Origin of the sequence: Tumebacillus permanentifrigoris (assembly GCF_003148565.1) — a bacterium.
GTDB lineage: Bacteria > Bacillota > Bacilli > Tumebacillales > Tumebacillaceae > Tumebacillus > Tumebacillus permanentifrigoris.
The window spans coordinates 39,499-58,034 of sequence record NZ_QGGL01000008.1 but is presented as its reverse complement, the minus strand read 5'-3'; the positions used below and the strand labels follow the sequence as shown (position 1 = coordinate 58,034).

Sequence of the window (18,536 nt, the reverse complement as noted above, 5' to 3'; positions counted from 1 at the left end):
TCCACCCCCCTCAGCAACTAAGAAATGATGCAAACTCCCACCAATTCTCTGTGGGACCCGAAATATCCTGCTAAATCTCTTCGTAAAATTTTACATAATTCTAAACAAATTCAATTAACAGACGAGATCTCCAACTTAAGCTTCTGCGTCCGGTCGCCACTCCAACAATTCGTACTCGGGCGTGTAGCGGAAGGTTCCCGTGACGAGACGCTCAGTCGCCAAAATCTGGGGCAAAAACAACTTGTCCCCCGCCGCCATCGGACGCTCCATCCACTCCGCGAGCGGGACCCATTCCAAGATCCCCTCCTCGCATTCGGTGACCAGTTCGCCTTGAAACGCGCTTGCTTGGAACGTGAACAACATCCAGTGGTTGACCACAACGCCAGCGTCCTCCACGAGGATCGTGAACACGCCGCGCAATTGCGGGTTGGTCAGCTCCAACCCCGTCTCTTCGTTGATCTCGCGCACGACCGCTTGCTGGAGCGACTCCCCGGTTTCGACTTTGCCGCCTGGAACGACCCACCAACCACGCCGGGGTTTTTGCAACATCAAAACCTGCTTCTTATGTTCTATTACGCAATGGACAACAAGTTGCATCTTTTATCACCTTTTTTCAGGATAACATCGCCACTCGACAAAAAAAAGAGGCGAGGTTCTTCTTCTTATAAGAAGAGTATCCTCGCCACAGATCACGTTCTATACATATAAAGGGGGGTCAATGTGATATCTACACTATAGCGCAGGAATATTTCACAAACATTACACAAAAGTTAACAAAGGATGACATTCGTTCACAGTTCGATTTTTCGCCATACTTCCATAAAAAAAAGACCGGCGCATGCGTGTGGCCGGTCTTTTTTTCACGAAGTGAGGATTAGAAGGATTTCGCGAGTTTCTTCGCTTCTTCGATCGCGTTGGCTTTGATCGTGTCCGCTTGGTCCGGTTGTGCCGCTTGGCCTTCTACGAACAGGGATTGCAGGTTGAAGCCGAGGAACTTGGAGATGGTTTCCAGGTAACGGTTGCCAAAGTCCCACTCACGCATCGGGCCGGAGGAGTACACGCCGCCAGAAGCTTGGATGTGGACTGCTTTTTTGTCCTGCAACAAGCCGACCGGGCCTTGTTCGGTGTATTTGAAGGACTTGCCTGCAACGCAGAAGGAGTCCACATACGCTTTGAAAACAGGAGGGAACGAGAAGTTCCAGAACGGGGTGACAAATACATACTTGTCAGCGCCAACAAACTCGTCAGCCAGTTCGTTCAGGCGGGAAACTTTCGCTTGCTCGCCTGCGGAGAGGGTGCCAAAGTCAGCGCCGGAACGGAGCTTGCCCCAGCCGCCCATGACTTCTTCGTCGATGGTCGGGATGTTCAGTTTGTAGAGGTCGAGGTGGACAACCTCATCAGACGGGTTTGCTTCTTTGTATGCGTTGACGAACTCTGCGCCTACCGTTTGGCCGAAGGAATGTTCGACCGGGTTCGGGTTTGCTGTGATGTACAGTACTTTTGCCATGTTGTTGTTCATCCTTTCAAGTTGGGGGTTGTATGTGCTGGTTTAGACGAGGTCGATGAGCATGAATTCGGCCCCGTCGGGACTGCTTAGGGTGAGCGATTCTTCATCCGAGATGCGCGCTGCATCGCCTTCGTGCATCTGCTCGCCATTGAGATCGAGCGTGCCGCGAATGACAAACGCATAGAACAAGCGATTGGAATTCTCCGCTGTATGTGTGAGCGTCTGACCTTGCTCCAAGTTGGAGAGGTAGATCGTCACATCTTGGTTCATCTGCAACGTATCTGCCACCCCACGGCCTGAGACGACCGGTAGTAGCGTGTTGCGTTGCTGCTCCTTGGAAAACTGGCGTTGCTCCCACGAAGGTGTATGGCCTTGCTTGTCAGGTAGGAACCAGAGTTGCAGGAAATGCACGGGCTCGGTTTTCGAGTGGTTGTACTCCGAATGAGAGAGACCCGTCCCCGCCGTGATGCGCTGCACTTCGCCAGCATGGATCACCCCGATGTTGCCGAGACTGTCCTGATGTTCAAGCGTGCCGTCGATCACATAGGTCACGATCTCCATATCCTGATGCGGGTGCCGACCGAAGCCTTGGCCCGCTTGCACCGTGTCATCATTGAAGACGCGCAAGACACCGAAGCGGGTATTTTGTGGATCGTAATACTCAGCAAACGAAAAACTAAAGCGACTGGTCAACCAGCCATGTTCGGCTGTATAGCGTTCCCCAGCTTGGATTACGTTGATCATCTGGTTTCACCCCTCATCTAGGGTATCCTCGTGTGCTAGAATTCACACACCGTTAGTGACTAACTAAAAGTAAGTCACGAACTTTATGTCAGTATCATAGGGTAAACCCCTACCTTTTGTCAAGGGTGATGTGGTAAAATAACAGCAGGAGATGATGAGCATGGCACATGATCACACGCTGTGTCCACGGTTTGAGAATGCGTTCAACCTACTCGGCAAGCGCTGGAACGGCTTGATCATTCGGGTGCTGATGAACGGGCCGCAGAGGTTCAAGGAAATCTCCGATCTCATCCCTGGGATGAGCGATCGCATGCTCGCCGAACGTTTCAAAGAACTGGAGGCGGCCGGCATCCTCATCCGTCGGGTCTACCCGGAAACGCCAGTCCGCATCGAATACGAACTGACAGAGAAGGGCCACGCGCTCGAACCGATCATGGACGCTGTCCAAACCTGGGCCGAGAAATGGGTCGAATAGCATTTTGCATAAGGAAGTTGAAAAAGGAGGCATCCCCGAGTTGGGGATGCCTCCTTTTTTTAGACCAGCACGCGCTTGTCTTCCACTCGCTTGCTGAACTTGATCGCATCGAGGTATTCCAAGATCAGCACCGCGAACTTGCGCGATGTGCCCACCCAGTCGCGGAAATCAGCGACAGAATACGCCCCCGTCTGTGCAAATTTCTCGCGCAGGGTACGTTTCGCGAGTTCGAGGAACTCGCTGTGCAGATAGACACCCGCGTCGAGTTCCACGAGCGTGCCGCGTTCTTTGAGATAGTGCAAGAGGCCGTGGAGAGTCTTGTCCAGCGCGTGGGTCTGGGTGCGAACGTCCTCGGTCGACGGCGGTTGGAACTGGCCCGCCTGATACAATGCCGTGATCTGCTGCACCAATTCCTTGTCCCGCCGTGTGAACGGAACCTCATACCCGCGAATTCCTACCTTGTCGCGCACGATCTCGAAGCGCTCCTGACCGACTCCAGTCGCCAACAGCGCATCGAATAGCTTGGGCTTGAGCTTTTTGCTGAGTTGGGACACGACATGGGCTTTCGGTACGGTCAGCTGGTACTTCTCCTTGGCGAAGTGCGCCCGCACTTTTTCTTCCACTTCATCCAGCACGCGCCCGAGCCACTCCGCCGCCACATAGCCGCCGTTGATCTCCACCACGTTCCCGTGCTCCTGCAAGGTTGCCAGCCACTGCGCGACGACGTCCTCCGTCAGCTTGACCTCTGTCGCGATCTGCGCACGTCCAAGCCCCGGTTCCTCCAGCAATGCGTGCAGAATCAACTGTTCAGGCCCGCCCTGTTCGCGCTGCAACAGCTCGTCCAACACGTAGTCGCGGCGTCGGCGGTGCGCTCGCGTCGGAGCTGGGTCGATCACCGTGCCCCCGCCAATCGTCAGCATCGGCGAATAGGTACGCACGATGAATCGATCCTGTGGCGCACAGACCACCTGACTCTCCAACTGGATCTGCACCAGCCCGTCCTCCCCCGGCAGCAGTTCATCACGCTCCAAGATCGAAACCCGCCCGAGCACTTCACTTGCCCCGATGTAAAAACGAATCCGTGCGGAATTCGTCAAGGTCCGTGGACTGTCAGCCAGCAGATGCAGGCGCACATCGAGCAATTTCGTCGGCTCATACACATCAGGCTTGGCAATGACCATCCCGCGCTCGAGGTCGGCCCGTTCCACCCCGGCCAGATTGAGCGCCGCTCGCTGACCTGCCTGCGCGTGATCCACCGTCTGCCCATGAACCTGAATCGTGCGCACGCGTGCCGAGCTGCCTGCTGGCAACAGTTCGACAACATCACCCGTCGCCACCGTTCCGGAAAAAACGGTCCCTGTGGCGACCGTGCCAAACCCTGGCACCGAAAACACCCGGTCGACCGGCACCCGCAACGGGGCGGTCACTTCACGCGGTTTCACCGTGGTTGCCAGTTCTCCGATCAACGCCCGCAACGCCTCAATCCCAGCGCCGGTATGTGCAGACACGGGCACGATCGTGGCCTCTGCGAGAAACGTCCCCGTCAAACCTTCGCGGACTTCCTCTGTCACCATCTCCAACCACTCCTCTTCCACGGTGTCGGTTTTGGTGAGCACGATGATTCCCTTTTGGACGTGGAGCATTTCCAAAATGTGCAGATGCTCCACGGTCTGCGGCATGATGCCTTCATTGGCATCGATCACCAAGAGGATCAAGTCGATCCCACCCGCTCCGGCGAGCATGTTGCGGATGAAGCGCTCATGTCCTGGAACGTCAATCACCCCGAGGCGTTTGCCGTCGGGGAGAGTGAAGGGGGCAAACCCGATGTCGATCGTGATGCCCCGCTCTTGTTCTTCCTTGTGAATGTCGGTGTCAATCCCGGTCAGCGCTTTGACCAACGACGTTTTGCCGTGGTCGATGTGCCCAGCTGTGCCGAGGATGATAAAAGGCTCCGTCACTCTTGATCCTCCGTCCACAATTCCACATAGTGACCCGCGTAGAAGGCTGCAATCGCGCCATCTCCGGTCGCCGTGACCACTTGGCGCAACACGGTGTCGCGCACGTCGCCCGCTGCAAACACACCGGGGATCTTGGTTTGCATCTTGGCATTGGTCGGGATGTAGCCTGCCTCATCGAGAATCGGCAGCCCGGCGAGGAAGTCGGTGTTCGGCTTCATGCCCACGTAGATGAACGCGCCGTCACACGGGTATTCAGAAGTCTCGCCCGTTTTCGTGTTTTTCAGAAGCACTTTCTCCACTTTGTTCTCGCCCGCGATCGTTTCGACGACCGTGTCCCAGATGAAGGAGACTTTTTCGTTGGCGAACGCGCGATCCTGCAGGATCTTTTGCGCGCGCAGTTGGTCGCGACGGTGAATGATCGTGACTTTCGAGGCGTGGCGGGTCAGGTAGATGCCCTCCTCGACGGCGGAGTCCCCGCCGCCGATGACGACCAGTTCCTTGCCGCGGAAAAACGCGCCATCACAGGTTGCGCAGTAGGACACGCCACGACCGCGCAGTTCGTCCTCGCCCGGTGTGCCGAGTTTCTTCGGCTCTGCACCCGGCGTGAGGATGATCGTCTTGGTGAGATACTCGCCACGCGAGGTGATCACCTTTTTGATCTTGCCTTCGAGGTTCTCGATCTTCTCCACCTCTGCGGTGATCATCTCGCAACCGAAATCGCCCGCCTGCTTGTGCATGATCATCGACAGGGTGGGCCCGTCGATCGATTCCACGCCGGGGAAGTTCTCGATCAAGTGCGTCGTGGAGGCTTGGCCCCCCGGCATGCCGCGCTCGATCATCGCGACCTTGAGGTTGGCACGGCCTGCATACAAACCTGCGGTCATCCCGGCCGGACCGCCGCCGACGATCAGGACATCGTACAATTGTTGTTCACTCATTTTCTAAGTACCTCCTATAAAAGAAACGAAAAGTTCTCGTTCTCGTAGTATGCGAAAAAGGGCAGAGAGTTCATCCTCTCTGCCCTTAAGTATATCTTCATTGATATTGAAGTGATGTGATGATAGCTACAATTCCTCACGTTCGGTGAGCATGCGGGAGATCTTCGACACAGAGCCCGAATTCACACCATAGCGAGCGGCGACTTCGGACTGGGTGACTTTTACCCCCATCCGGCGCAACACGGTGTACTCCAGAGCGGCCGACCACGCCATCGTCTTGCCGATGCGCGGCGGTGCGCAGAACGTGCGATGCAAGTACTGCGTCCAGAGTTCTCGCGCTTGCAGGCAGGACTCGTCACCATAGGCGGCGCTCAGCTGCGAGACAGCTCCGTCCAACACTTCTTGCCACTCGGGACGGAGTGTGAGCAGATCATCCTGCGGCATCGATTGCACGCGCCACAAGTGTTCCTCCTGCTCCAAATGCACATGGAACGGACCCTCCGCTCCCATATGGCGCAAGACGTACAGCGCATGGCGCTTCAATTGGTCGCTCTCATACGGGTCCTTCACAAACTCGCGCAGGGCGTGCTCGACTTCCTTGTCAGCGATCAGCGCAAAGGCTTGGATCACTTGGCGCTTGGTCTCCCCGTCCCCGTGCCGCAAAGCCCAGAACAGCGAGGAGCGCACCATCGGGTCGGTGTGCCAAGCGCCCAGTTTGCCGCTCTGCAACTGCACCTTCATCTGCTTGAATTGCTCTTGGAACGGGATGTGGTACTGGTAGGAGATCGGTTGGATCAACCGCCCGATCCGGATGGCATCGTGGACGCGCGCGACGAAAAAGTCCGCGACTTTCGACTCAGGGTCGAGCGCCTTGACTTCCTCCCAGATCCGTTCGGCTTTTTCATAGAAGCCGAGGTTGGCCGCCGCTGCTGCCACACAGTGCAACAGCTGCGCGTCCTGACGGTCGCTCCAGCGCAACAGTTGGCGGAACAGGCGGTAGGCGGCGGTGTGTTCCCCGAGGATGCCCATCGTCGTCGCCAGTTTGTAGGTATGGTCAAAGTACAGCGGGTAGAGCTTGCGCAGGCACTCGAGGATCTCCTGCATCTGTTCTTGCTTGCCGAGATGCTGGTAGAACACGGCGAGGTTGCACAGCGCATGCACATTGCTTGCATCGCGCTCCAACACCGCCAGTGCGGCCTCGATGGCTTTGTCGAGCTCACCTAAGTAGTAGTACGCCAGCGACAAGTTGTTGCGCGGCGCGGTGGAGTCTGGATGCTCAGCAATGGCTTGCTCCAGATATTCCACAGCTTCCATAAACTTGCCTTCCTCCAAGAGCTGGCGGGCGTTGTCATGATCGCGCTGTTCGCGATCCTCGCGTTCGCGGCGTTCATGGAGGACTTTGCCTCCACCGAATTCCTGCACGAGGATCTGGAGCATCTCGTCGGCATCTGACGCAAACTCGCCCTCCGGCTCTGCGTCGAGATAGCGTGCGGCAAACTCCTCGGCGAGATCGTAACTGCCGAGGTTGGCGTAGTTGTTCGCCATATAGAAATAACATTCGACCATGTCCGGGTCGATGTCGCCTAGAATTTTTTGCAAGATCTCATTGGACTGCTCAAACTCGCCCAACTCCGAGAGAATGCCCGCGAGGTTGCAGTGGTTTACCGGATTGCCCGGCTCCAGTTCCGATGCCTTGCGAAAGTTCTTGAGTGCGTTCTTGAGATCGTGTCGATCCAAGTAGTGCACAGCCCGTTCAAAGTAAAACGCGGCGTCCACCTGAAACGGGATCACGTTGTTGCTGCGTCCGCTAATCTGTCTCTGGCTCTTCGGTTGGTCCACGCGCGGTCACCTCCTTGGGTCTGAGTATACCATAAGGGGAGGGGGGTGTCATGATTCGCCAGCTTCCGACCCTTGATAGCTGGATTCGCCAAAAAGCATCGACATCGAACGATTGTTGTGGATGCGGTGAATCGCTTCGGCAAACAGCGGGGCGCTCGACAGCACCGTGAGCTTCGGCAGCCGCAAGTTCTGAATCGGGAACGTGTCGGTGACGATCACTTCGCGAATCGCCGGATGCTGGAGTCGCTCATGTGCGGGATCGGAAAAAATAGCATGCGTCGCGCCAAGCAACACTTCAGGGCGAGCCCCGTGCTCCACGAGGCTTTCAATGACCTTGATGATCGTGCCGCCGGTGTCGATCATGTCTTCTATAATAATCGGTACCTTGCCCTCAACCTCCCCGATCACATGCGTAATCTCCGCTTCGTTGTGCTTGGGACGGCGCTTGTTCATCAAGGCGACAGGCAGGTCGAGATAGGTGGCCAGCCTTTCGGCTGTTTTGGCGCGCCCGGCATCTGGGGAGATGATGATCGCGTTGCTGAGGTCTTTGGTGCGCAGATAATCGGCGATCAGATCGAGAGCGGTCATGTGATCGACCGGAATGTTGAAAAAGCCCTGAATGGCGGCGGCATGCAAGTCCATCGTGATGATCCGCTCCGCCCCGACGGTGGTGAGCACATCGGCGACCATCTTGGCCGTGATCGGTTCGCGTGGCGAATCTTGCTTTTCCTGTCGTGCATAACCATAGTACGGCAGGATGACATTAATCATGCCGGCCGAGGAGCGCTTGAGTGCGTCGATCATGACCATCAATTCGACGAAGTGTTCATTGACCGGGTGGCAGAAGGATTGAATGACATAGACGTCCGCCCCGCGCACGCTTTCCTTGATGTTGACATGCACCTCTCCGCTTTTAAAGCGCGAGATCATCGCATCGCCGAGCGTGAGCCCGAGCAGGTGGCAAACTTCCTCCGCCAGTTGCGGGTTGGACGAGCCGGAAAAAATCTTCACATCGTCACCTGGTCGCTTCATAATGGCACGTTCATCCCCTTTATTTGTCGAAATGTGAGTTGTCTTACATACTGAATTGGCAATGTTGAGTTAGTCTAAGTTTAGATTCATTACACACGTTCACAATAAGGAGGCCACAACACATGGCAAACGTCAAAGGTACCAAAACGGCTGAGAACCTCAAGTTCGCATTTGCAGGTGAATCGCAAGCAAATCGTCGCTACCTGTACTTCGCAGACCAAGCGGACACCGAGGGTCAAGAGGAAGTAGCAGCACTGTTCCGCAACATCGCCAACGGCGAAACCAAGCATGCCTTCGGTCACTTCGATGCGCTGCGCAAAAACGGTGAAGGCGACCCGGTCACCGGTCTGCCGGTCAACAACGCGAAGGAAATGCTGGCTTCTGCAATCGCAGGTGAAACCTACGAGTACACCGAGATGTACCCGGGCTTCGCAGCAACCGCTCGTGAAGAAGGTTTGGAAGAGATCGGTGAATGGATGGAAGTGATGGCGAAGGCGGAACGCATCCACGCACAACGCTTCCAAAAACTGCTGGACTCCCTCGAAGTGTAAGACACAGTTCGGGTAAAAACGACTGTCCTGTACATCATACGTACAGGACGGTCAATTCATATCGCAACGGAGGTGGATTTTTCATGGCAACCACAATCACCCGCCAAGACCTAGTCGCGCTCCCGACGTACCGCCAAGGCCGCGACGAGTATCTACAGAAAATGATCCAGTACAAAAAGTCGCGTCGGATGAAGCTTGGCACCGACATTTCGATCCTGTTTGAAAACCGTCAGACCGTGTTGTTCCAGATTCAAGAGTTGACACACAACGAAGACCTGAGCGATCCGAAGGAACTCGACGAGTACATCGACATCTACTCCGGCATGCTTCCGGGAGACGACGAGTTGTCGGCAACGCTGTTCATCGAGATCGACAACCAAGAGCGCCTGTCACAGAGGCTGACCGAGCTCAAGGGCATCGAGCATCACTTGTTCCTGCAAGTCGGTGACGAGAAGCTGCAGGCGGTATTTGAGGAGGAGCACGATGATCGCGACTTCACGACTGCTGTGCACTACCTGAAATTCCCGCTGACCAGCACGGCGAAGGCGTACCTCACGAATGGCTCCTACGAGCACGAGAACGTCCGCGTGATCCTCGATCACCCGAATCTCTCCCTCGAAGCTCCGCTCGGCGCTGACCACATCGCGTCGCTGGCGAAGGACCTCGCGTAACGATAATCGCCCACGATGAACAGTCCACTCCGACGGGAAGTGGACTTTTTTCATGTTCACTCCTGCAACAGCAGATGCACCGTCTGACGCAACAGCGCGGGCAACGTCTCGAACGCAAACTCCGTTTCCAGACGCTCCGTCCATTTGTGTGCGTCGCGTCCGATCGGCCCGAGGTTCAACACGGGCACATCCAGCGCCTGCAACTCTGGCAACGGCAGCGTATACCCACGCTCCCAGAGCGGCATGTTGGCGACGAGGCCGGCGAGCGACTCCATCGGGTATTGCAACCCGACATAGCTCAGGTCGGAGATGCCTGCAAAGTAATTGATCGTCTCGAACTCCACACCGTATTCCCGTTGCGCGAAGCTGAGCAACTCCGGCAACACGCGTTGGATGCGCGGATGCTCGCTCGCGTTGACCGCTGGGTAGAACGGCGGTGCAAAAAACAGCACGATCATCGGGCCTGCTGATCGACACAGCTCCGCGATGGCGTCGACCAGCTCGATCGTCGCCGTCCTGTCATCAGTGCGTTGCTCGCGCCCGAACACGCGGGCCTGCACCGCTTCCACCCGTTCGCGCCCATGCAGTCGAACGGCTTGCTCGATCAACTCGGCAAACGTCAGCACCTGCACCGTAAACGCGTGCGCCTCCGTTCCGGTCACTTCTGCATACGCACGTGAGCGGGCCGCATGTTGGGCTGCGATTTTTTCTGCCGCCCGCTCCGCCGTTTGCCGCAGGGTCTGCACGAGCTCATCCAAAGGCTGGTTGAGCACGAACAAGTTGTACAGCGCGACACCGCGATGGGAGACTTGGACATTGTATTCCGTCTTCAGATCTTTCTGTACCAGCGCTGTCGGAGGCGGCGTCACTTCGTTGCCGTAGCGCTGGCAGAACTCGGTGGCTAACTCCATCTCGCAGGTGACGAACGACGTCATCAGGTTCGCGTTGAGCCCGGACAGCGGCTCGCCCACGTGCGTCTCCTTGCCCACGCAGAAGAACCCCGGCAGAATTTTGCCGATCGATCCTGTGTACACAAACTTGCGGTCGTCACCTGGCTCTGTGTTGAACATCGGCTCTGAATTCAGCACGACTTGGTAGTCCAGCCCATACGTCTCCGCCAATTCCAGCAGTTTGGGGACGGCCGCCCGCATCCCCACCGAGTTCACTTCCTCGTCTGGCACCGTCAGCAACAGCAAGTTCCCCTCAAATTCACCGTGGCAAGCGCGTTCGATGAGCGCCATGTGCATCGTCAGTCCGCATTTCATATCCATCGAACCGCGTCCGAACAGCCACTCTCCGTTCGCCATGTCCAGTTGCACGGGCGCGGGCAAGGAGTCTTTTTGTGCGTAGAACTGCTTCGTCAGCGCTTCTGCTGCAAACGCCTGTCCCTTCCACTCCCCGAAATCCTGTACGTCCACCACGTCGAAGTGACTGACCAGCACGACCGTTTTGCGCGTCTCCGGCGCTTTTTTCACCAAGGCAGTTACAAAAAAACGCCCATCCCCGGTCGGGTGTAGCGTTGTCTGGTCTGGGTGCGCTTGAAAATAGGGCAGTTCCTGTAACTTCTCCACGACCGTTTTCGCCAGCTCCACTTCGGCTGGTGACCCGGTCACGCTGGGAATGGCGATCAACTCTCCGAGCAATTGTCGCATCCCCTCGCTAGACGTCCACTTCTCCGTCATCTGCACACCCCTTCTCATTTCAGAAAATACGATAATCTAATGATAGAGCAAAACCAATCCTGCAATCAACACTTATGAAAGCGAAATCGCTCGATCCTGCGCGAGTGTTGCGAGGAGCCGTCAACGTGCCACCTTGAGGTCCAGCTAAGTACCGCGAACAGGCTCCATTTCAGTTGGGCTTTTTTACTACACATGCCCCCCTCCATTCGAGCCACAATAGAGCACAGGGGGGTGAGCTAACTATGACATTAGCAGGGTTTATCATTGCTGTGGTCGTCATCGGTGTGCTCTTTTATGCGTGGTACTACTTCGTGCATCGCAATGGGGTGTACAACGCAGCAGCTGGCAACCAGTCCAACGCAACCATGCGTGGTACGAACCGTCAGCGTCCGACCAACTCGCAAGCAGCTTTTGGTTCTGAGGTAGGTACGATGGGGGATCTCGATGCCCAATACGGCCAGCAACAAGGCCAACAGGGCCAACTGGGTCAGCAACGCATCCCGGCTCCGATCCGTGCTCGTCAGCAAGATGGTACGCTGCACAACACCAGCTACGAGATCGGCTCCATCGGTGAGAACGCGCAACCGCAACAACAAGGTGGTCAGCAGTCGCAAAATCAGCAACAACAGCAAGGCGGAATGCAAGCTCAAAGTCAGCAACAACCGCAATACCAGCAACAGGCTCAGAACGCGCAACAACAGGGTCAGCAGAACCAAGATGGTCCGCTCGAAAAATTGGGCGAAAAAATCGACCAGTTCGGCATGGGTCTCATGAGCGCGCTGTTCGACGAAAACAACCAGCAGCAAGGTCAACAAGGCCAGCAGGCCCAACAGAACCAGCAACCCCAGAACCAAGCGCAAATGTCCGCACAACAGCAACAAGCCTTCTCCACGGAAGTTGGTACGATGGGCGATCAAGCTTCCCAATCGAGTTTCGTGCAACAAGTTTCGCTGTTGCATGCCAAAGCCCAACGCGCGTACAACGCAGAAGTAGGCTCGATCGGCAACAGTTCCTCGCAAGGCCAGCAACAACAAACGCAGCAAAAACAGCAACAACAAGGCCAGCAAAACAGCCAGACTTTCGCGAACTCCACCGTACAACAACAGTCTCGAGCCAATGCAGAGCAAGCCTTCTCCACGGAAGCAGGCTCCATCGGCAACGGCAATCAACAGCAACAAAACCAACAGCAGGGCCAACAAGGCCAGCAAAACCAGCAAAACCAGCAAAGTTCTCAGGACCAGAACTTCGCCAACAGTTCCATTCAGCAACAGATGCGCCAAGACGCTCAGCAAGCGTTTAACACGGAAGCCGGTTCCATCGGAGATTCCCAGCAACAGCAACAACAAAATCAACAAGGCTCCGCATCACAGAATCAAAGCTTCGCATCCAGCTCTGTCCAAAAACAGAAGCGCCAAGATGCGCAGCAGTGTTTCAACGCCGAAGTCGGCTCCATCGGTGAGCAGAGCAACAAGCAAGGCAAAAAGTCCAAGAAAAACAAAGGCCCTGTACACCCGAAAGCCGGTGCTGCTGCCATGCAGAAGTACACCGTGGAAGCTGGACAGATCGGCGAGCTCAACCTGATCGACGGTCAAGGCAACACCCTGCTCCCGAACACGATCCCGGGCACCAACGGCATGGGCTACTTCCCACAGCAAGCCATGACACAGTCCGACAAGCAACAAAAGCAAGAGTAACACCTCGCACACACGCTTCAAAAACAAGAGTAACACCTCGCACACGCCACAGAAATACGGCAACAAAAAACACCCCTGCCTTCACTGGCAGGGGTGTCACCTTTTTCCCAACGCGATCACAAGGCCAGCGAAATACTCCCGACCCTGCACAACGATGTGCATGCGAATCGCGAATCGAATGTCTTAGTCGATTCGTTTTTTACAACTCGATCTCATAGCGCTTGCGTCCTGTAAACCCGTGCACATGCGTGAATCCGACCTGTTTCAACAACGCGTACACCGTCGCAAAGCCCTCCGCCACAAATCCCGGCTGATGCGCATCAGACCCGACCGTCAGCGGCACTCCGTGCGACTTCATCATCTCCAGCACCCGCACGCTTGGAAACTGCTCCGCACACGGATAGCGCAGGCCCGACGCATTGACTTCCACGCACACACCCGCATCCCGCGCTGCCACCACCGTCTGCTCCAGCAGATCCTCCACGCTGCGCTCCGGCTTCCGACCAAAGCGCTTGATCACATCCAGATGCCCGATGATGTCGAACAACCGACTCGCTGCGGCCAACTGCACTTGGCGGTAGTACTCGACATACGTCTCATACACATCCCGCCCCTCCCAACGCTCCAATTCCGCGCTGTTCGTGTGGTCCCAGTCCCCCAAGAAATGCACCGACCCGATCACATAGTCGAACGGATACTTCGCCAACAAGTCCCGCACCGTCTCCCCATAGCCTTCCACCCAATCGGCTTCCAGCCCGACCTTCACGTCGATCTGCCCCCGATACTTCCGTTGCAAGGCCAACGCTTCCTCCACATACCCGGGCATTTCCTCCATCCGCATCGCCGAGCCCTCGATATGCGGCACATGCAGCAATGGCTGGTGATCGCTCAAGCCAATCTCCTTCAAGCCTTTTGCCATCGCAGCTTCAATATACTCTTCTAACGCACCGACCGCGTGACCACAGCGCTCATGATGCGTGTGATAATCCACAAACAACAACCCAATCATCCTCCTCTTCATCACGGTACTTAACGAAAGTATACCACAAAAAATAGACAGAAAATTTACGATTGGACGTACATAAAACAGGTTCACTTTCCGTATTGTATGGTAAATGCCGACCGAGATCAATTCTGCGAAGAGAGGTGGATGATCATGCCGCATCGTGTCTATAACGAGAGTTACGAAGAGAGCCGTTCCCGTTTTGTCACCCTGGTCACCGATCATTGTCAGTACGATTTGGTGATCAACTACACCTCCCATTTCTATGGGAAGGCGTTGATCCTGCACTTGCAGACGAAGAGATTCGGCATTTTCGACATCATGGAAGTCTGCGACCTGTCCCTGCTGGTGGAAAAGCTAGGAGTCGTGAACTTGGAGGATGCGCAGATTGTCAGCGACTACCTCGAAGATGTCATGCCGACCGTGTACAAGACGCACGAAATCTAACGCGTCTCTGGAAAAAAGACCGTGTCGTCAAGGGACGACACGGTCTTTTTGCTCCTCCAGCGGTTGTTCGCCGCGCTGCGGAGTTGCGAGATACACGATCACGACGGCCGCCAAGACCATGAGCAACGGCATCATCACGAAACCGTAGCGGGTCAGGGGGAGGAACATCAACTGCAACGCGGTCGGAATCAAAACAAACAGCAGCAGCGGGCGGATCTTGACGTTTTTCACGTAGAGCAGGAGTGACGAGAAGCCGAGGTACACGCCCCACTGATGCAGATGTTGCCACATATCGAAGTACCTACCGTGCGGCACGACCCAGAGGTCGTTGAACAGCACGCGCAGTTTCCCCACGGTGAACCACATGATCCATGTCGATGGATGGGTGGCCAAGCCTTCGCGGATGCGTTGCCAGCCGAGCGCTTGCTGGTCGACGCCTTGGAGGTTTTTGAACAACCGCTCCCCTTCCGTAAAGTACGGGTCGGTTCCGGCGAGGAACGGGTTGCCCGTCTGTGTCGCCAGCGCGACGAAGTGCCCGAGCGAGATCGTGTTGCGAATCCACCACGGCAACATCACGATCACAAATGGCGCGAGATGCCAGATCGTCAGCTTGATCGGACCCTGCACGCGGCGTACCAACAACCAATAGATCAGCGGCATGATCGCCAGCGGTGCAACAGCTGGACGCACCAGCACGGTCAGCCCCAGCACAAACCCTGCCGCAGCGGTCCACTTCCGAGATTCACGATCCATCCCCACGAGGAACAGATACACATACCCCGTAAACAAGAAAATATACAGCGTCTCAGTCAGAATCAACGCCGACGCCCAGATTGCAGTCGGATACAGCGCATAAGCAAGTCCTGCTAGATAGCCCGCATACGAGTTGCACACGCGACGACCGATCAAGTACAGACCGAACACCGTCAGCGTGGAGAGCATGATCTGCGCGCCATAGACCCAGATCAGCGGATCGTGCGAGGAACCATCGAACCAACGAAAGAAAAAAGCCAGAAACGTCGGATAGCCCGGCGTGACATACGCATCAGGTCCTCCGCCCCAGAAGCTATAGATCCCGGTGGCGACCCACCGCTTGACCATCGCCACGTAATTCGCGGCATCCCCGGACAGTGCTGGCTGTACGAATGCCTTCATATAATACAAGCGCACAGCGAAGGCCAGCGCCAAAATAGCAGCCACAATACCCGTCTCCGCACGTGTGACGGAGGCTTTTTTCCACATGGGATCGAACTCCTTCCAAACCTACCTACTACCGTTTTGGTCAGACTTCTCCTCTGGTATTCCAAACTATTCCAGTTTAAGCAACGATAAAAAAAGAATGAGACTGTGAACAGTCTCATTCTCATCTACTTCTCCATCACCCAGAGTTGGCTAGGGGGCAGGTCCACATTGTCGTCAGCCCTTGAGGAGCCTACCTGTCCACCCGATCGCCGTCAGCATCAGCGCCACTCATGCTGTACTCCATCGAATCCATCTACTCCCTACTTCACGCGCAACAAAAAGTGCTCCAATTCCTCCGTCGACGTGATGCCCTGGTTGCAAGCGGGGCTGTTTAGACAGATGTGATTGCCGACCACCGTGTATCCGTCGACGATCTGGCGGTTTTTGATCTGCTTGGTCACCAGCGCGACCCCGTCCCCGCCGTAGCCACGGTTGCACCACGTACACATCGCAGAGACTTTTTTCGCCCCCGTCACATACTGGCACTCGACGCCGATCCACTTGCCGTGCAGCGGATAGACAATATACAGCGCATGTGTCGCGATGTCACGCCACCCAAGGTACGTGATCTTGGAAAAATCGAGGTTCGCTAGATCAGGCAACACGAGTTTTTTGACCTTCGGGAACAGCTTGCGAATCTCGGCCGCCGTAATCGCCGGAAACGGGATGATGTACGGTTGGAGACGCTCCATGTAGAGTTTCAGCTCGTCCTTGTCCCGCACGTTGGCCGCGTCATCGATCAGCGCTCGTTGCTCCGGCGTCAGGCCCGGCAACAGATCATACAGGCTTTGTATGACGTTCTCCCGCGACGCGTCCACCACTCGATAATCTCCGGCAAAATAAAACGCACCGATCAGCAGATTGATCTTGGAGCGAATATAGTTCACTTGGTACGGATGCAAAAAAGCTTCCATGTCATACTCCCCCTGTTTCGGTATTCAATTTTCACTTAGAAACAGTAGGTGCGTATGACCATAGGTTTAGACCCCCCGAGCTTCCTGAAAAAAGGAAATTTTTATTAGTATAGTCAAGTTTGAAGCATTGGTCAATTTCTTCCAGCTTTTTTTGCTGAACGGAGCTATTGATTGCCCTTGTCACCAATTGTTCATTCGAAATTGTGGCATAAATGTTAGATAATAGAAGTGGTTGATAAATGGAATGAGGAGGCATGACGATGACGTCGAAAACATACAGCGGTGCATACGAAAAAGGGTTGCTGTCTGGCAGTGGTATCTATTATGAAAGAATGGGACTCGGCACCCCGATCGTCCTACTTCATGGCTTGAACCTCGACACCCGCATGTGGGATGGGATCTTTGAAGAGTTGGCGCAAGAGTTTCAAGTGATTCGCATGGACATCCCGATGTTCGGCCTATCCCCCGCCAAAACGCAGGAGTTTGCCCTCTATGAAGACATCCGCACGATGCTCGATGAATTGGAAATCGAACAGGCGTACTTCGTAGGGCACTCAATGGGTGGCATGGTCGCGCTGGAGTTTGTCTGTGCGCACCCGGAGCGGGTGTTGGGTGTGGTCTCCGCATACGGCGGGCTGATGGGTCACCCCCATTCCGAGCAGATTCAGCATGCGAGCCAACGAATTCAGGAGCTCAAGCAGGCGGGTGAGCTGGAGGAGTTGCTCGCCTATGACATCACCACGTTGCTGGATGGCCCGACGGCAGAGCCTGGTCGTGTGCAAGGGGATGTTCGCGAGCGAGTGAAGGCGATGCGTGTACATGCGCTCTCCCTGCCCGCTGGCAACTTCCCGAAATTGCTCGACCCACCGCCGATCGCGCGTCTGGAGGAGATTCAGGCTCCACTGCTTTCGATCTACGGCGACCTCGACTGGCCGGACTTTGCCGAGGTCAGCCAAGTGCTGGTGGACCGGATGCCACATGCCCAGCGGGTGCTGATGGAGGGAACCGCTCATATGGGACCGATGGAGAAGCCGGCGGAATTTGTGCGGCTAGTGAAGGGGTTTGTACAGCAATAGAGAAAAGACCCAACGCCCGCGGGGGTCGGTTTTTTGGCGAGAACGTGAGGAAGTAGGGCTAGAGAGGGACAACGCTGGAACACTACCTGTAGAAGTTCACAGGAGGTGTACGTCGTGGAATGCATGCAGAGACTCACGGATTGTGAGATTCTGGAGTTTAGCGGGACCTTGTTGGTTACAGATGCGTATTCGATTGGGTTCAGTGCTCCGCTGTTTTTTGGCAGGAGCTTGGATTCCTTGGAAGCTTTGCGTGAGGAGCATCTCCCTGCACTCCTGCACAGACGGATTACCGATGTTCAGGTAGAGGCCGAGCGCCAGATGATCCTGACAGTGGAGGATGCAGGCTTACTGGTGCTCTCGTTACAGCCAGAGGAACAGGACGGCTCGGAGGCTGCCGTCGTGCATTTCAACTCCGGGGAGATCATCCTGATTGCGGATTGAGTGTTGGGCATGAGACCCATTTCGATCAGCTCGTATTCTCCGTGTATCGTCAGTAAAAAGACACCGTGCCCATCTCCAACGATGGGCACGGTGTTTTTTTACGTCTGCTTGTTCTGGTCAGCAACTCGTCGAGGATCGCGTAGCGGTGTGGCGTGCGGGACGCATCGTCACTGCCGTTGAAGGCACCAAGTGGCTGGCGTTTTTTTTTTATCCACATACAGGTTCCTTTCCCAACAGCCATTCCTGCCCGTTCTTGATATGTCACGAAATGTTCGCAAACTCCTTGTTTTTCTCTTCCTCCTTTCCCACCACTTGCTTCTGG

The 18,536-nt window shown here is 55.6% G+C and carries 19 protein-coding genes; 7 read left to right on the top strand and 12 right to left on the bottom strand.

Annotated features, from left to right (window positions below; all coding sequences use genetic code 11):
* Window positions 1–135 precede the first annotated feature (135 nt).
* From C7459_RS10380 to C7459_RS10370, 3 genes are all read right to left on the bottom strand, one after another.
* Window positions 136–597, bottom strand: coding sequence for an NUDIX hydrolase (locus tag C7459_RS10380; RefSeq protein ID WP_109688958.1), 462 nt, complete (start codon window positions 595–597; stop codon window positions 136–138).
* A 277-nt stretch (window positions 598–874) separates the two neighbouring features.
* The gene (locus tag C7459_RS10375) at window positions 875–1,507 is read right to left on the bottom strand and encodes an FMN-dependent NADH-azoreductase (protein ID WP_109688956.1); all 633 of its coding nucleotides are present in this window, start codon (window positions 1,505–1,507) and stop codon (window positions 875–877) included.
* Between the two features lie 42 nt (window positions 1,508–1,549).
* A complete protein-coding gene (locus tag C7459_RS10370) occupies window positions 1,550–2,251 on the bottom strand; it encodes a pirin family protein (RefSeq protein WP_109688954.1) in 702 nt (233 codons plus the stop codon).
* Window positions 2,252–2,411: 160 nt separating this feature from the next.
* Here C7459_RS10370 and C7459_RS10365 point away from each other — a divergent pair, with 160 nt between their 5' ends.
* Window positions 2,412–2,726 (top strand): winged helix-turn-helix transcriptional regulator, encoded by a 315-nt coding sequence (locus C7459_RS10365; RefSeq protein WP_109688952.1) that lies wholly within the window; start codon window positions 2,412–2,414, stop codon window positions 2,724–2,726.
* 59 nt (window positions 2,727–2,785) lie between these two features.
* Here C7459_RS10365 and selB read toward each other — a convergent pair whose 3' ends face one another.
* The 4 genes from selB to C7459_RS10345 form a co-directional block, all read right to left on the bottom strand.
* A complete protein-coding gene (gene selB / locus C7459_RS10360; RefSeq protein WP_170119405.1) occupies window positions 2,786–4,684 on the bottom strand; it encodes a selenocysteine-specific translation elongation factor in 1,899 nt (632 codons plus the stop codon).
* Entirely contained in the window at window positions 4,681–5,622 is a 942-nt protein-coding gene (gene trxB / locus C7459_RS10355) for a thioredoxin-disulfide reductase (RefSeq protein ID WP_109688948.1), read from the bottom strand. The genes selB and trxB overlap by 4 nt, the downstream gene beginning before the upstream one ends.
* Window positions 5,623–5,748: 126 nt before the next feature.
* Complete coding sequence (locus C7459_RS10350; protein ID WP_109688946.1) at window positions 5,749–7,461, bottom strand: tetratricopeptide repeat protein; 1,713 nt, start codon at window positions 7,459–7,461, stop codon at window positions 5,749–5,751.
* Between the two features lie 48 nt (window positions 7,462–7,509).
* Window positions 7,510–8,493, bottom strand: coding sequence for a ribose-phosphate diphosphokinase (locus C7459_RS10345; protein WP_109688944.1), 984 nt, complete (start codon window positions 8,491–8,493; stop codon window positions 7,510–7,512).
* Between the two features lie 122 nt (window positions 8,494–8,615).
* Between C7459_RS10345 and C7459_RS10340 the strand changes: the two genes are divergently transcribed.
* Together C7459_RS10340 and C7459_RS10335 are read left to right on the top strand one after the other, a co-directional pair.
* Window positions 8,616–9,044: a rubrerythrin family protein gene (locus tag C7459_RS10340; RefSeq protein ID WP_109688942.1), complete on the top strand. Its 429-nt coding sequence runs from the start codon at window positions 8,616–8,618 to the stop codon at window positions 9,042–9,044.
* Between the two features lie 83 nt (window positions 9,045–9,127).
* Window positions 9,128–9,715, top strand: a complete 588-nt coding sequence (locus C7459_RS10335) for a DUF3501 family protein (RefSeq protein WP_170119404.1) — start codon at window positions 9,128–9,130, stop codon at window positions 9,713–9,715.
* 56 nt (window positions 9,716–9,771) lie between these two features.
* On the opposite strand, the gene C7459_RS10330 is transcribed toward C7459_RS10335, so the two are convergent.
* Window positions 9,772–11,397, bottom strand: a complete 1,626-nt coding sequence (locus C7459_RS10330) for a M20/M25/M40 family metallo-hydrolase (RefSeq protein ID WP_109688937.1) — start codon at window positions 11,395–11,397, stop codon at window positions 9,772–9,774.
* A gap of 242 nt (window positions 11,398–11,639) precedes the next feature.
* On the opposite strand from C7459_RS10330, the gene C7459_RS10325 reads away from it, so the two are divergent.
* Entirely contained in the window at window positions 11,640–13,091 is a 1,452-nt protein-coding gene (locus C7459_RS10325; protein WP_109688935.1) for a hypothetical protein, read from the top strand.
* Between the two features lie 199 nt (window positions 13,092–13,290).
* Here the strand turns inward: C7459_RS10325 and C7459_RS10320 are convergent, their stop codons facing one another.
* Window positions 13,291–14,082 carry a histidinol-phosphatase HisJ family protein gene (locus C7459_RS10320; protein ID WP_245884501.1) on the bottom strand — a complete coding sequence of 264 codons (792 nt, stop codon included), beginning with the start codon at window positions 14,080–14,082 and terminating at the stop codon, window positions 13,291–13,293.
* Window positions 14,083–14,247: 165 nt separating this feature from the next.
* Between C7459_RS10320 and C7459_RS10315 the strand changes: the two genes are divergently transcribed.
* Entirely contained in the window at window positions 14,248–14,541 is a 294-nt protein-coding gene (locus C7459_RS10315) for an SAV0927 family protein (protein WP_170119403.1), read from the top strand.
* Between the two features lie 27 nt (window positions 14,542–14,568).
* Here the strand turns inward: C7459_RS10315 and C7459_RS10310 are convergent, their stop codons facing one another.
* Entirely contained in the window at window positions 14,569–15,783 is a 1,215-nt protein-coding gene (locus C7459_RS10310; protein WP_109688932.1) for an ArnT family glycosyltransferase, read from the bottom strand.
* Window positions 15,784–16,043: 260 nt separating this feature from the next.
* Window positions 16,044–16,697, bottom strand: a complete 654-nt coding sequence (locus tag C7459_RS10305; protein WP_109688930.1) for a FusB/FusC family EF-G-binding protein — start codon at window positions 16,695–16,697, stop codon at window positions 16,044–16,046.
* Between the two features lie 260 nt (window positions 16,698–16,957).
* Between C7459_RS10305 and C7459_RS10300 the strand changes: the two genes are divergently transcribed.
* Complete coding sequence (locus C7459_RS10300) at window positions 16,958–17,773, top strand: alpha/beta fold hydrolase (protein ID WP_170119402.1); 816 nt, start codon at window positions 16,958–16,960, stop codon at window positions 17,771–17,773.
* Window positions 17,774–17,887: 114 nt separating this feature from the next.
* The gene (locus C7459_RS10295) at window positions 17,888–18,214 is read left to right on the top strand and encodes a hypothetical protein (RefSeq protein WP_109688926.1); all 327 of its coding nucleotides are present in this window, start codon (window positions 17,888–17,890) and stop codon (window positions 18,212–18,214) included.
* A 49-nt stretch (window positions 18,215–18,263) separates the two neighbouring features.
* Here C7459_RS10295 and C7459_RS23300 read toward each other — a convergent pair whose 3' ends face one another.
* Window positions 18,264–18,431 (bottom strand): hypothetical protein, encoded by a 168-nt coding sequence (locus tag C7459_RS23300; protein WP_170119401.1) that lies wholly within the window; start codon window positions 18,429–18,431, stop codon window positions 18,264–18,266.
* Window positions 18,432–18,536 lie beyond the last annotated feature (105 nt).